Origin of the sequence: Winogradskyella pacifica (genome assembly GCF_003386275.1) — a bacterium.
Classification (GTDB): Bacteria; Bacteroidota; Bacteroidia; order Flavobacteriales; family Flavobacteriaceae; genus Winogradskyella; species Winogradskyella pacifica.
Genome location: NZ_QREI01000009.1, coordinates 1 through 14,803, shown reverse-complemented (window position 1 = coordinate 14,803; position 14,803 = coordinate 1). Strand labels below are relative to the sequence as shown.

At 32.6% G+C, this 14,803-nt stretch carries 13 protein-coding genes; 9 read left to right on the top strand and 4 right to left on the bottom strand.

Translation table 11 applies throughout. The features are described from left to right. Window positions 1-2: 2 nt before the first annotated feature. From DFQ09_RS15870 to clpX, 5 genes are all read left to right on the top strand, one after another. Complete coding sequence (locus DFQ09_RS15870) at window positions 3-1,094, top strand: toxin-antitoxin system YwqK family antitoxin (protein ID WP_115812094.1); 1,092 nt, start codon at window positions 3-5, stop codon at window positions 1,092-1,094. A 12-nt stretch (window positions 1,095-1,106) separates the two neighbouring features. Beyond that, window positions 1,107-1,454 carry a phage holin family protein gene (locus tag DFQ09_RS15865; protein ID WP_115812092.1) on the top strand — a complete coding sequence of 116 codons (348 nt, stop codon included), beginning with the start codon at window positions 1,107-1,109 and terminating at the stop codon, window positions 1,452-1,454. A gap of 82 nt (window positions 1,455-1,536) precedes the next feature. Further along, on the top strand, window positions 1,537-2,859 hold the full coding sequence (tig, locus tag DFQ09_RS15860; protein ID WP_115812090.1) for a trigger factor: 1,323 nt from the start codon (window positions 1,537-1,539) through the stop codon (window positions 2,857-2,859). A 211-nt stretch (window positions 2,860-3,070) separates the two neighbouring features. After that, entirely contained in the window at window positions 3,071-3,745 is a 675-nt protein-coding gene (locus DFQ09_RS15855) for a ClpP family protease (RefSeq protein WP_115812088.1), read from the top strand. 74 nt (window positions 3,746-3,819) lie between these two features. Further along, window positions 3,820-5,049: an ATP-dependent Clp protease ATP-binding subunit ClpX gene (clpX, locus tag DFQ09_RS15850; RefSeq protein ID WP_115812086.1), complete on the top strand. Its 1,230-nt coding sequence runs from the start codon at window positions 3,820-3,822 to the stop codon at window positions 5,047-5,049. A gap of 325 nt (window positions 5,050-5,374) precedes the next feature. Here the strand turns inward: clpX and DFQ09_RS15845 are convergent, their stop codons facing one another. Further along, window positions 5,375-6,892 (bottom strand): GH3 auxin-responsive promoter family protein, encoded by a 1,518-nt coding sequence (locus DFQ09_RS15845; RefSeq protein ID WP_115812084.1) that lies wholly within the window; start codon window positions 6,890-6,892, stop codon window positions 5,375-5,377. 52 nt (window positions 6,893-6,944) lie between these two features. On the opposite strand from DFQ09_RS15845, the gene DFQ09_RS15840 reads away from it, so the two are divergent. Both DFQ09_RS15840 and DFQ09_RS15835 read left to right on the top strand, forming a co-directional pair. Further along, window positions 6,945-7,736: a DUF2797 domain-containing protein gene (locus DFQ09_RS15840; RefSeq protein ID WP_115812082.1), complete on the top strand. Its 792-nt coding sequence runs from the start codon at window positions 6,945-6,947 to the stop codon at window positions 7,734-7,736. Window positions 7,737-7,810: 74 nt separating this feature from the next. Next, on the top strand, window positions 7,811-8,029 hold the full coding sequence (locus DFQ09_RS15835) for a hypothetical protein (RefSeq protein ID WP_115812080.1): 219 nt from the start codon (window positions 7,811-7,813) through the stop codon (window positions 8,027-8,029). Between the two features lie 14 nt (window positions 8,030-8,043). Here DFQ09_RS15835 and DFQ09_RS15830 read toward each other — a convergent pair whose 3' ends face one another. Both DFQ09_RS15830 and DFQ09_RS15825 read right to left on the bottom strand, forming a co-directional pair. Further along, window positions 8,044-8,778 carry a LytR/AlgR family response regulator transcription factor gene (locus DFQ09_RS15830; RefSeq protein WP_115812078.1) on the bottom strand — a complete coding sequence of 245 codons (735 nt, stop codon included), beginning with the start codon at window positions 8,776-8,778 and terminating at the stop codon, window positions 8,044-8,046. A gap of 74 nt (window positions 8,779-8,852) precedes the next feature. After that, window positions 8,853-11,015 (bottom strand): tetratricopeptide repeat-containing sensor histidine kinase, encoded by a 2,163-nt coding sequence (locus DFQ09_RS15825; protein WP_115812076.1) that lies wholly within the window; start codon window positions 11,013-11,015, stop codon window positions 8,853-8,855. 213 nt (window positions 11,016-11,228) lie between these two features. Between DFQ09_RS15825 and DFQ09_RS15820 the strand changes: the two genes are divergently transcribed. Then, window positions 11,229-12,257 carry an SIMPL domain-containing protein gene (locus DFQ09_RS15820; protein WP_115812411.1) on the top strand — a complete coding sequence of 343 codons (1,029 nt, stop codon included), beginning with the start codon at window positions 11,229-11,231 and terminating at the stop codon, window positions 12,255-12,257. Window positions 12,258-12,437: 180 nt separating this feature from the next. Next, on the top strand, window positions 12,438-13,604 hold the full coding sequence (locus DFQ09_RS15815; RefSeq protein WP_115812074.1) for a vWA domain-containing protein: 1,167 nt from the start codon (window positions 12,438-12,440) through the stop codon (window positions 13,602-13,604). 70 nt (window positions 13,605-13,674) lie between these two features. Here DFQ09_RS15815 and DFQ09_RS15810 read toward each other — a convergent pair whose 3' ends face one another. Then, window positions 13,675-14,688: a PorP/SprF family type IX secretion system membrane protein gene (locus DFQ09_RS15810; RefSeq protein ID WP_115812072.1), complete on the bottom strand. Its 1,014-nt coding sequence runs from the start codon at window positions 14,686-14,688 to the stop codon at window positions 13,675-13,677. Window positions 14,689-14,803 lie beyond the last annotated feature (115 nt).

The window sequence follows — 14,803 nt, the reverse complement described above, 5'->3', positions numbered from 1 at the left end:
CTATGAAATCCTTTTTTTCAATTATTATAATTTTATTTGTCACTCACTTTTCATTTGCTCAAAGTCCACCAGATGGGCCATATAAAAATTATTATAATTCTGGTGAACTTAAAGTAGAAGGTCAGTTTAAAAACGGAAAACCTGATGGCAATTGGAAAAATTATCATGAAAATGGTCAAGTTTCTACATTATACAGTTACGAGAAAGGAAAACGCAATATGGTTTTTCGTTCTTTTTATGAAGACGGAACCTTACAAAGTAAAACTGAAGAAATTAATGGCGAATATTTAGGATCTGGATTTTATAAAAACGGAAATTTAAAATATGAACGACAATTAAAAGGAGGCTATTTTAAAACCTATCTAGAAAATGGATCACTAGAAATTGAAGCCAATTATGAAGGCAATGAATTATCAGGTGAGTGGAAACGTTATTATGAAAATGAAACATTAGAATGGCTGGTAGAATATAAAAATGGTTCCAAAGATGGTATTTATAAGCATTTTTACGAAAATGGTGAATTAAAACTAGAAGGTGAATTAAAAAACGACAAGAAAGAAGGTCAGGAAAAACGCTATTTACCGAATAATATTCTAGAATGGAAAGGTGATTACAATAAAGATCGCTTACATAACACTTGGATAAAATTTGATGCTAACGGCAAAAAGGTTGAGAAAATTAAATACTATTATGGTTCGGCTACCAAACCAAATAAAACTACAAACTTAGAAAGCACAAAAGTACCAGATGGTATACTCGAAAGAGTTGCTATTTATCCAGGTTGCGAGTCACATAAAAGTAATAACGCACTAAAAAAATGCACAAATCAAAAGGTAAATAAGATAATTCTAGAGAACTTTGACACCAGCTTAGGAAACAACATTGGTTTAACCGGAAAGCAAAGAATTTTTATTAAATTTGAAGTAGACATATATGGCTACGTAAGCATTGTAAGTATTAAAGCACCACATCATGCTCTTAGAATTGAAACAGAAAGAGTAATGGGAAAGCTACCAAGATTTAAACCAGCAATGCAGTTTGGTAAAGTAGTAAAAATGCCATTTTCAATTCCAATTGTTTTTGTTGTAAACTAAAAATAAAACATTATGAATCTCATATTAAGACTTTTACTAAACGCCTTAGCTGTTTTTGTTTTGGCAAACATACTCAATGGTGTCACTGTAGATGGTTATATTGGCGCTATTATCGTTGCCATTGTACTCGCCATTCTTAATTTATTAGTAAAGCCCATTCTAGTAATCTTAACACTACCAGCAACTATTGTCACCTTAGGACTTTTTCTTTTAGTCATCAATGCATTAATCATATTACTTGCAGACAAACTTATAGACGGATTTGGAGTCTCTAGTTTTTGGACAGCTTTACTTTTTAGTGTGCTTTTATCTATTTTACAATCACTATTACAATCGTTCTTAAAAGACGATAAAAAGTAGCTTAACTTCAAACCTTTAAAACTATTGTTGGGTTGCGAAAAATATCGTATTTTTGCAGCCCAATTTTCATATAATTTATACAATGAATATTACAAGAGAAAACATCGATGCATTAAATGCAGTTGTAAAAGTTGATATCGCTAAAGAAGATTATAGCGACAAAGTAGAGAAAATCTTAGTAGATTACCGTAAATCTGCGAACATTCCTGGTTTTAGAAAAGGCCACGTACCAATGGGAATGGTTAAGAAACAATACGGTAAAGCTGTATTAGTAGATGAAGTAAACAAATTACTACAAGACGCTCTTGGCAAGTATTTAGTTGAAGAAAAGTTAGATGTTTTAGGTAATCCGTTGCCAAAAGCACAAGACGATTTAGATTGGGATGCTGAAGCATTTACTTTTGAATTTGAATTAGGTTTAGCACCAGAATTCAATGTAGATTTAAAAAGCAAAAAAGCAATAACACACTATAGTATTGTGGCTGATGACAAAATGATCAACGATCAGATTGAGCATATCCAGAAGCAATATGGTAAAATCGTTTCTGAAACTGAAGTGACTGAAGCTTCTGAAATTACAGGAACCTTCACTAACGAAGAAAAAGAAATTGATAATTCTACAATGTTAACTTTAGATAAATTGAAAGGAAAAGCAAATCCTAAGAAATTTATCGGAGCTAAAGTTGGTGATGTAATTACCTTAAAAACTAAAGGTTTATTTAACGACGATCACGATTTAATGACGTTCTTAAAAGTATCTCACGATGATGCTCATGGTTTAGATACTGAAGTGAATTTTACAATCACTGAAATTAATGGACGTGAATTAGCTGATTTAGACCAAGAGTTATTTGATAAGTTATTTGGAAAAGGTACTGTAACCTCTGTATCTGAATTAAAAGCGAAAATTAAAGAAGATTCAGAAAAGCAATTCACACAACAAGGTGACCAAAAATTATTAAACGACGTTACTGAAAACTTAGTTGAAAACACAAAATTCGATTTACCAGCAACATTCTTACAAAAATGGATGCAAACTGCAGGTGAAGAAGAAATGACTGAAGAGCAAGCTAAAGAAGAATATGAAAAGTCTGAAAAAAGCATGCGTTACCAACTTATTGAAGGTAAATTAATCACAGAACACAAGCTTCAAGTTCAGTTTGAAGAATTAAAAGCGTATTCTATGGAAATGATTAAAGGACAAATGGCTCAATTTGGCCAAATGAATCCTTCAGATAAAGAATTAGAAGACATAGCGGCTCGTATTTTAGGAAATCAAGACGAAGTAAAACGTATGTCTGAACAATTAATGAGTCAGAAATTATTAAACTTATATAAGACAGAAGCTAATATTAAGACCAAAGACATCACTTACGATGATTTTGTAAAAGAATTCTATAGCTAGTTTTAAAAATATTAAGGCTAAGCCTTAAAACCTTAAAATGTGGTTAACGTTAAAACGGTAACCTAAAAATTATTAGTATCTTTAAGGCGTAAAATGTAACAATTTTACGCTTTTTTTTGGAATATGTTTTTTACAAAAAACAGATATCACAGTGAGCACCATAGTAGTGCTTTACTGAAATAAAACATTAATTAAAAGAATTAAAATTCATATGGATTACGGAAAAGAATTTGAAAAATTTGCAATAAAAGACCAAGGTATAAATAGCAACTACTACTCTAAGATTATTGAGAGTATGTACCCTTCTAACATGACGCCTAATATTATTGAAGAACGCCAGATGAATATCGCCGTTTTTGATGTATTCTCGCGTTTAATGATGGATCGTATTATATTCTTAGGCACAGGAGTTAATGACCAAGTGGCAAATATTATACAAGCACAATTATTGTTTTTACAAAGTACGGATTCTAACAAAGATATTCAGATTTACATTAATTCACCAGGAGGTTCTGTATATGCTGGATTAGGTATTTATGATACGATGCAATTCGTTAAGCCAGACGTTGCTACGATTTGTACAGGTATTGCAGCATCTATGGCAGCAGTATTATTGTGTGCTGGTGCAGAAGGAAAGCGTTCTGCCTTAACACATTCTCGTGTTATGATTCACCAAGTAAGTAGTGGAACTCAAGGTCAGTTAAGTGATATGCAAATTGCTTTAAAGGAAACGATTAGAGTTAAAGAAGAATTATATGCTGTTATTGCTAAACATACTGGTAAAACAATAGAGCAAGTTGAAAAAGATTCTGATAGAGATTATTGGATGCGTTCTCAAGAAGCTCTAGACTACGGAATGATTGACGAAGTATTAACGAGAAAGTAATCTCAATAACTTTCGACTTATAATAAAAAACTAAAATGAGATTTCTGCTTTTGCAGGGATTAAAAAAATTGAAGATGGCAAAGGAAGAATTAGAATGTTCATTTTGTGGTAGGAAAAAGCCAGAAACAAGCTTGCTTATTGCAGGTTTAGATGCACATATTTGTGACCGTTGTATTGAGCAAGCACATGGTATTGTAATAGAAGAGTCTAAACAATCTGGTAATTCAGAATTAAGCTCAGAATTGATACTTAAAAAGCCCAAAGAAATCAAAGGCTTTTTAGACGAGTATATTATAGGGCAAGAAAACACTAAACGTGTCATGTCTGTTGCAGTTTACAACCACTACAAGCGTTTATTACAACCAGCATCTGACGATGATATTGAGATACAAAAAAGTAATATCATTATGGTTGGGCAAACAGGTACAGGAAAAACATTAATGGCTAAAACCATTTCTAAAATGTTGAATGTCCCTTTAGCAATTGTTGATGCTACCGTACTTACAGAAGCTGGTTATGTTGGTGAAGATGTGGAGAGCATATTAACACGCTTATTACAAGCTGCAGACTACAATCTTGAAAAAGCAGAACGTGGTATTGTTTTTATTGATGAAATCGATAAGATTGCACGTAAAAGCGATAATCCATCTATAACGAGAGATGTTTCTGGAGAAGGAGTACAACAAGCCTTATTAAAACTTTTAGAAGGCACTGTGGTTAATGTACCGCCAAAAGGAGGTCGTAAACATCCAGACCAAAAGTTTATAGAAGTTAATACTGAAAATATTTTATTTATTGCAGGTGGAGCTTTTGATGGTATTGAACGTGCCATTTCTAAACGTTTAAACATGCAAGCTATGGGTTATAGCGCCATGAAAACTGATACTATAGATAAGGATAACATCCTACAATATATTATCCCTAAAGATTTAAAAGATTTTGGATTAATACCAGAAATCATAGGGCGTTTACCTGTATTAACATACATGGATCCTTTAGATGCTAAAACCTTAAGAGCAATCTTAACAGAACCTAAAAATGCCATCATTAAACAATACAAAAAATTGTTTGAGATGGATGACGTTACGTTTACAATTACAGATGGTGCTTTAGATTATATCGTTGAAAAAGCTATTGAGTACAAGCTTGGTGCTCGTGGTTTAAGATCGCTTTGTGAAGAGATTTTAACAGAAGCTATGTTTGAGCTACCGAGCTCGGATGAAACGAAATTAAACGTTACAAAAGCTTTTGCTGAGGATCGTTTAAACAAATCCACAATTAAAAAATTGAAAGCCGTTTCATAAGCTTCAATTTTACATCATAAAAAAAGCCACAATTTCAATATTAGAAATTGTGGTTTTTTCGTTTAGTTAGGGATTGATTAATTAAATATTGCACGCAATACTTTATATATAATGAGGGATATAAATTAATGATAACACATTTATTATCGGCTAATATATAGGCATAAATTAAAGTAGGGCGAATTTGATTTTTTTATTAGACAAAACTTATAAGATTGTCGATATCGTGAACTTAAATGTTTTTATTTACGATAAAGTGTATCGTAAATGAAAGCAAACATACTAGAGCTATTACTTAGTCTAATCCTTAGACTATTGATATCCTTTATCGATAATTAAGCTGCAACAACTCTTCAAGATAAATTCTACTATTAGATAAACGTGGCACTTTATGCTGACCACCTAGCCTATCATTCTCTTTAAACCAATCGTAAAACAAATTAGGTCTTGCACTGTGAATTTTTGGTTTGTTGAGCGTCATATTGTTTAGACGTTTGGCTTCGTAATCTGAGTTTAGAGCTTTTAAAGAATTATCAAACAATTCTTCAAAATGAGACATATTATCAGGAGCTCTTTTAAATTCTATGATCCATTCGTGCGCTCCTTTTTCTTTCCCTTCCATAAAAATAGGGGCGGCTGTGTAATCCACAATTTCTGCTGAAGTATGCTCACAAACTTTTCGTAATGCTTCCTCTGCATTTTCTATAATTAACTCTTCACCAAACGCATTAATATGATGTTTGGTTCTCCCAGAAACTTTAATTCTATGTGGACTTAAACTTACAAAACGAATGGTATCTCCAATTTTGTATCTCCATAACCCAGCATTCGTGGTAATAATAACCGCATAGTTGGTGTTCAGTTTAACATCACTTAGAGGAATCACAATTTGCTCTTCAGTACCATAGGACGTCATGGGAATAAATTCATAAAAAATCCCATAATCTAACATCAACAATAAATCACTAGAACTATTCTGATCTTGAATAGCAAAAAAGCCTTCAGAAGCATTATATATTTCGTAATATCTAAACTTATCCGATGGTAAAATAGCCTTGTATTGTTCTACATACGGATTGAAATTTACTCCACCATGAAAGTAAACTTCTAGATTAGGCCATATATCAAAAAGGTTATCTTTTCCTGTTTTCTCTAAAACATTATTAAGTAAAACTAACATCCAAGACGGTACACCTGCTAAACTTGTTACATTTTCCTCTACCGTTTCCTCAACAATAGCCTGCATCTTATGTTCCCAATCGCTCATTAGAGAGACTCTGTTACTTGGCGTACTACTAAACTCTGCCCAGAATGGCATATTATCAATAAGGATGGCGCTTAAATCACCGAATACTGTGCCATTCTCCTTATACAATTCTTTACTTCCGCCTAAGCGTAAACTTTTACCAGTAAACAATTGCGCATCTTCATTATTATTCAAATACATACACAACAAATCTTTACTTGCTGCATAATGGCAATCTTCAAGGGATTCGAAACTTACAGGAATAAACTTACTTTTAGCATTGGTTGTTCCGCTAGATTTGGCAAACCATTTTATAGGTCTTGGCCAAAAAATATTCTGCTCACCATTACGCGAACGTTCAATTAATGGTTGAAAATCTTCATAGTTTACAATAGGAATTCGAGCATTGAACTCTCTATACGTTTTTATAGAATCGAAATCATATTGTCTACCAATCTCAGTGTCCTTTGCCATTTTTAACAAACTAAAAAGTAACTCGTTCTGTACTTCGTTAGGGTATTTTAGAAACAATTCAATTTGATGGAATCGTTTTTTCAAAAACCAAGACGCAATGGAATTTACAATAGGAATTGGCATGGATTGGCTATCTTTACGCTATTAATTAATGCTAAAAATACTAAATTTCTTTATGCTTTATACAGGAGTCCTCATTAAAATGCAAACCGAGTTTTTAGAACCTATTCAGTACTATCTTGTCTTTGAGAATGACTTTATTCATGTGAATCAATTATTAAACAAAACCATTGATATAAAACTGATTGGACACCAATGTTTGAGCTGCGGATTAAATAAACCAATTTACCGACAAGGTTTTTGTAAAACCTGTTTTTTTGACAAACCTTTTGCTGGTGATTGGATTATGCGACCAGAATTAAGCACCGCACATTTAGGGAAAGAAGATAGAGACATAGATTACGAAACAAAAGTGCAACTACAACCTCATATTGTATATTTAGCGAATTCGAGCAACGTAAAAGTTGGAGTTACGCGAAAAAGCCAAGTACCAACACGTTGGATTGATCAAGGCGCTCATGAAGCGGTTGAAATCGTTGAAGTCCCAAACCGTTATTTAGCAGGAATTACAGAAGTTGCTTTAAAAGATTATGTGGCCGACAAGACCAATTGGCGAACCATGTTGAAAAATGACATAAAGGATGAAGATTTATTAGAATGGAAACAAAAATTAAAAGCCTACATTCCTGAGGAAGCTCTACCATATTTTATTGAAGACAACACAGAAACCCATATAAAATTCCCTGTAGAGCAGTATCCTGAAAAACTAAAAAGTCTCAATTTAAGTAAAACTCCCCACTACTCAGGAAAATTAGTTGGCATTAAAGGACAGTATTTAATTTTTGAAGATAATACCGTTTTTAATGTGAGATCTAATGAAGGTTCGGTTGTAGAATTACAGGTATAAGCAGTGTTATAGTTGCGTTAAAGGCCTTTTTGTTCTGAATAAATTTTGTTAGTTTATAACAAAAAGCGATTCTCATGAAATCTTCTATTTTACCTTATTTAACAATCACAACATTATTGTTGCTCGCTGTTACCATAATGGCCGGATTAAATTTCTCTTTCCATTGGGTGTTCTATATTGCGTTAATTGGACAATTATCTTTAATTGTAATGGTCTATAAAATTCTTAAAGACAAATACAGTACAGATAAAACTTTTGACCAATTTTACGAAGATCACCCTATTGATTCTTAAGTTAAATTTTAAAATTATTTAAAGTAAGATAGCAAATCAGATTTTTTAGAGGCCGAAACCAAAATTTCTTTTCCGTTACTTAGCACTACACTTCCTCCTTTGCCTTTAACGTATTTTACTATTTCATTTACATTAACTAAGTAACTTTTGTGCACTCTTGCAAAATTGGCATCTTTAAGACTTTCTTCAATATATTTTAAAGTTTTACTGACGAGTTTCTTCTTGTTATTATTTAGATATATTTCGGTGTAATTATCATCAGCCTTGCAATACATTATGTCTGCTGTTTCTATAACTTCGAAGCCATCTTGCTGTGGAATAGTAATTTTACCACTCACAGAATTCGTTTTTGGCACTAAAACCTGATCTTGAAGTGCATCTTCTTTCGTTCTAATTTCTGTAACATAATCTACAGCCTTAATCAACTCATCAATAGAAATGGGTTTCATTAAATAATAAGAGGCATGTGCATTTAGAGCCTCTATTGCATAATGATTGTAAGCTGTCACAAATATAGTTTCAAAATTAATATCGCCAACTTTGTCTAATAAATCGAAGGCATTTCCATAAGGCATTTCCACATCTAAAAACACCACATCTAAATCATTATTTCGAATTAAAACCAAGGCGTCTTCAACATTAGCAGCTTCTCCTAAAATTGAAATATTTGGACAATACTTCGTTAGATAATTCCGAAGTATTAATCTGCTATTTTCTTCGTCTTCTACTATTATGGCGTTTAGTTTCATAGTCTATAATTTGAAGTGAGAAGCGCGAAGCTCGAAGTTACTCCCAACTTCCAACTTCAGGCTTCAACCTTTATTTAGTCTTTTTTAAGTGTCACGATTACTTTTGTTCCTGCATCTTCCAATTCTTGAAAATCAGCTATCGCAACATCAACTTTATCTTTATACATTTCATTCAAAATGGCAACCCGTTTTTTAATGTTATTCATTCCCTTTGAATTCTGCTTTTTCTGATGATCAGTTTTCAAAGCTTTAGAACGCGTCCTTCCAATACCATCATCTGAAATGGTAATCGTTATTTCAGCTGCGGATTTTGGTTGAATATGAATATGCAAATGGCCTTTTTCTTTTTTATATCGTAGTCCATGCCATACCGCATTTTCAATATACGGCTGTAATAACATTGGTGGAATCTGAAACTCTTCAACATCAATAGTGTCATCGACATTAATAGCATAATCAAACTTATCTTGAAACCTAAAATGTTCGAGCTTGGTGTATAAATTCAATAACTCTATTTCTTTTTTAAGTGGAATAAAATCTTCTTCACTATTTTCTAAAACCGCACGCATCAATTGCGAAAAATCAGATAAATATTTGTTTGCTGTTCGTTCATCATTAGTCGCGATAAATGTATTTACCGAGTTTAATGCATTAAAAATAAAATGCGGATTCATTTGGCTTCGCAACGATTTTAAGGCCAATAAATTATTTGCTAAACGCTGTTGCTTAATATATTTAAACATTAAATAACCGGTAATTAAAAGTAATACCAAACCTCCAATTAATGAATAAATTATAAACTGTTGGCTTTTGTTTCGCTCTTGTGTTAATTCATAAGTACTTTTAGATAAAGCGCGATCACTTTCTAAAGATGTTATTCTATTTTGCTGCTCTGCAATGTTGCGGCTAAAGCGAGCTGCTTGAGAAATCTCTTGCTCTTTCTTGGCATAAAGTTCATCAACTATGTTTTCATAATTCTTAATCATAGCCAGGCCTTCCTTGGTGTCTCCTTTTCTAAACAGTGCTTCAGATAATTTTCTAGTCGCATCTTTTTCCACAACGAGATCCTCCTTTTCTCCAGCTTCTTTTCTACTCTTCTCTAAATACGGAATGGCATCATCATTTTTATTCTGTAAAATAAGTGCATTACCAATTTTATAATTTTGTTTTTGAGACGTTAAAGGGCTGTCGTTAGATATAATTGAATCTCTTTCGATATCTTTAATTCCCTCAATAGCTTGTTTTCTTAAAACAATCTCGCCTTCGTAATCCGCATTTAAATTATTAAACTCAGCGACTTTAACCTGTTCTTCAACCGCTCGTTTTTTATTTTCATTTTCGGCTAAATTCAAGGAATTACTAAAGTAACTCTTAGCCTTATTTGTACTCCCTTGAGCACTATAAACCTGTGCTATTTTAGAATTTAAGTCCGTAACTTTTGGAGCTATGAGATGCTTTTGGGCCACTTTTAAACCATCTTCATAAGCTTTTACGGCCTTGGTAAAATCTTTCAGCTTTACATAAGCATCGCCAATCCCTTCATACCATACGGTTTTCTCATAATTAGATAAGTTTTTTTCATCTAACAATTTATATGAAGACAGACTCATTTCAAAATCACCATTATTAAGATATCCTTTAGATAATTTAAGTTTTACAGAAGCTGTTTCTAAATTTTGAAGACTAATTTTATAGGCCGAAATCGCCAAATCAAACTGTTTCCAATGCATATAGATATCACCCAACAAACCATAAGCTTCGGCATTCTGTACATTACTAGTGTTGACATTTAAAGCATCACCAATAAATTTTACACTTTTCTCTGCATCTTTTTTAAGATAAACATCTGCAGAATCTATCATCTGGTTAAAACGCTTAAAATCTCCTTTATCTCTACCACGCGAATCCGATTGTGTGACATCTTCTACTTTAATATTAATACGTTCATCAGACTTTATAACATAATAAATGGTTTCAAAATCAGGATGTTTAATAATAAGCTCATCTCCTATTTTAGCTTTTATATCAAATGAGCCATCAAAACTAGTAGTAACATATCTCCCGCCATTAACTAATATCTCAACATTTTTATATGGCTTATTTGTTTCCTTTTCAGATACGGAACCTCTTATGGTAAATAGAGTATTTTCATCTGCACTATTTCTATTTTGCCCCAAAGCTGTAAAACCTATGAAACAAAAGAGTAGCAGTATATAATATATTTTAGAAATTTTCACTTAACTTTTAATTAGTTGGACTAAACTACATACTTTATTTGGTTTCAAAAAATGAGGTATATGAAATTCGACTCCTTTTAAGGCTTGAAATGCCAGGTCTACTAAAATTACAGAAGGCTTCACTCACTCGAAATAGCACTTTACTCATTGTGGTTTTTAATACCTGTTTTATCGGCAGAGCTTTACACCATAAATCAAAAAACAATGATTACCATGAAAACAATCAATTCAATTCTACTATTATTTTTAATAAGTTTTACGCATCTATCTGCACAACACCGAGGAAATTATAATGAAATCACCCAAGATATTTCTAGACAAAATATTCTCAGTTCTGGAAATGCGCAAATCTATAACCCAACAGCAAAAAAGCAAATTAACCAAATACTTCATCCTAGTAATATATTGACCGTTGATGTTAAAGCGCTTCAAAATGTCAGTGCTACGACGTACACCGCCATATTCAATGTCTCTCAAATGGGACCTTCGGCTGAAATGACCAACCAACTGATGAAAGAACGTATAGACCAAATTAAGAATCGATTAAATGTTAAAGGAATTACTCAAAAAGATATCGCTATTGATGTAATTTCTTTTATTCCTATTTATGAAGTTGAAGTCACTAAGAAATTATTCAGCAAAACGTATACGGAAGTTCCTAAGGGATTTGAATTGCAACAAAATATTCATATTCAATTTACAAAAACCAATCAGTTTGAAGCCATTTTAGAGGCTTGTGCACAAAGTGAAGTTTACAACTTAGTTAAGGTTGATTATTATATTGAAGACATTCAAGACGTTTACAAAAATCTTCAAGATCAATTATTAAAACTGATTGAAGAGAAAAAAGCATACTATACTGTTTTAGGTTTTAACATGTCTGATTATAACGTGGCTATTGCAGATGACAAATATTGTTATTTCCCAAAGGATTTCTACCAAAGCTACCAAGCTTATAATAGTACTTCAGTTGAAGCTTTAGATAAAAGTAAAGGAGTAACAACAGTAAAAAAGCAGACGTCTTATTATTACCAACCTTTAACCTACGAGAATTACGATGTGGTTATTAATCCTTCGATTCTAGAACCCGTTGTTCAAATTGGCATGAATATAAAACTAGCTTTTACACCTAAACCAAAAGAGAAAACACCTGCACCAATTATAGAAACAAAAATAGATCATAAATACTATGTGATTTCTCCAAACGGCACCATTGATGTTAAAGAATTAAATACTAAATAAAAAAGAATCTAGACCGCTGCGCTGTTAGAACCTAGAATCAAGACTTCAATTTGTGAAGCGAATATCATACAGGTAACTATGGTTCTTTAAGTGATTTTACGGTAGGAGTATATTTTTAAGGAGAATTAGATACTCAATCGTACAAAATAAATTCAAAAAAAATCAGAAAAAATAAAACATATGAAAACTCAATTTAAAACCTTAATCCTTGCGGTGAGCTTAGCATCACTTACAGCCTGTAATGCAAATTCGAAAAACAGAACTCAAGATTTAGCCATCTCCGAAATAGTGATTAAAACAACTTCAAAAGACAAAAATCCTGAAATTAAAGTCGCGTTGCTACTAGACACCAGTAATAGTATGGATGGCTTAATTGACCAAGCCAAAGCACAACTTTGGAAAATTGTAAATGAATTGTCTTATGCAAAATGTGAAGAACAAAGTCCTAATCTAAAAATTGCACTTTATGAATACGGAAATGATAATCTTAACGCAGATGAAGGCTATTTAAGACAAGTCATTGCGTTTAGTGATGATTTGGATGAAATTTCAAAATCCCTATTTTCACTGACTACTAATGGAGGCAATGAATACTGTGGAAAAGTAATTAACACGGCTTTAAACCAATTAGAATGGGGAGATAACAAAGAGGATTTAAAACTTATTTTCATCGCAGGAAACGAACCTTACACACAAGGAAACGTCAGTTACAAAGACGCCTCTAAATTAGCACATCAAAACGACGTGACTGTGAACACTATTTTTTGTGGTGATTACAATCAAGGTATTTCAACCAAATGGAAAGAAGGAGCGGATTTAACCCATGGAAATTATATGGCTATCAATCATAACGAAGCAACCGTACACGTGGCATCTCCTTACGATGACAAAATTTTAGAGTTAAATGAAAAATTGAATACAACTTATGTGGCTTATGGAAGTACAGGCAGAGCTAAAATGGAAATGCAGGCAGAACAAGACTCTAATGCTAGAAGTTATAATAAAGCAAATGCGGTAAGTAGAACCGTGAGTAAAAGCTCTCGTTTATATAAAAACAGTTCTTGGGATTTGGTAGATGCTGAAAAAGAAGATGGGTTCTCTTATGATGAAATTAAAGACAGTGAATTACCCAAAGAATTACAGGGAAAATCTAAATCTGAAATTAAAACTTATGTTGAAGCAAAAGCTAAAACACGTAAAAAACTTCAAGATGAAATAGCAACACTAAACTTAAATCGACGAGATTTTATTGCGAAGCAGACTAAAGATTCTAGCAATGGGTTAGAAAGTGCGATGATTAAAGCATTGAAGTCACAAGCCGAACAGAAAAATTATAAATGGGAATAATAAGGTGTTAGCATAAAAAAAGAGGCTCAATAAAAATTGAGCCTCTTTTTTTTATAAAGCATAATTATCCTTAATTTACCGCAGGACAGTTACACTCATATTTCTCTCTTCTACAGTTAAAGTTGAAACCAAGTGTTAATTGGTGAAATCCACCGGTATTAAAATTCACAGTATTTGCTTGGTATGAATACGTATATGCAAACACAAAATTATTATAATCTACTCCTAAAAACGGAGTGATGTATTGTGATTTTTGAGTACTCACACCAGATCCATCTTGAAATTCTGCACCATCTAAACTACGTCTGTAAGATAATCCACCCCAAACTTTACCAAAGTCCATTTCCTTATAAACTTTAGCATTTATATCAATTGAAGATTCTGCTGTTGCATCTCTGTACATGTACATAATAGAAGGTTCGTAACTCCATTCGCTTCCATACTGACTAAACGTATAACCAGAAGACAATAAATAAGTTCTTAAGTTTTTAAATTCAAACTCCCCATTTTGGTTATAGTTTACACCGTCATTATCTAAAATATTCTTAGCTGTGAAATGCGTATAAAAATCTACGAAATGGTAAGAAAATCCAACATCAATATTAAAATTTGTAGCACTTTGTTCAATTCCGGCAACCGCTGCATCAAATTCACCTGGAGCTAACCAACTTGTTTCATCTAATTTATACTGTAAAAAACCAGCACTCAAACCAAACGACAACATATTTAAATCAATCTCATTTCTTGAAAACATTAAGTGATAAGCAAATGTTGCATATCCACCCACTGTAGAATGATATCCATTAGAGTCATTAAAAAGAACACCTCCAATAGCAACAGGTGAATCACCTATTCGTCCATTCATACTTAAAGTTTGTAAGCTAGGAGCATCATCAACACCAAACCATTGTTGTCTTGCTGTCAATCTCACCTTTGCACAATTTGCAACACCCGCCATAGAAGGGTGAATTAGGTAATAATTATCTGTTAAATAATCAGAATAAATAGGAATACCTTCTTGGGCAAAGCTAAAATTCGCCATAAAAGCTATAAATGCTACTAAACAATACTTTTTTAATTTCATAATTTTTTATCGTTTCAAGGTAAAATGGGCTTTAAATTCTTTACGTACTCCGTCGCTTGGTTCGTCGTACTCTACTGTAAACCAGTAGTCACTTGTTGGCATAGCTTCATTATTA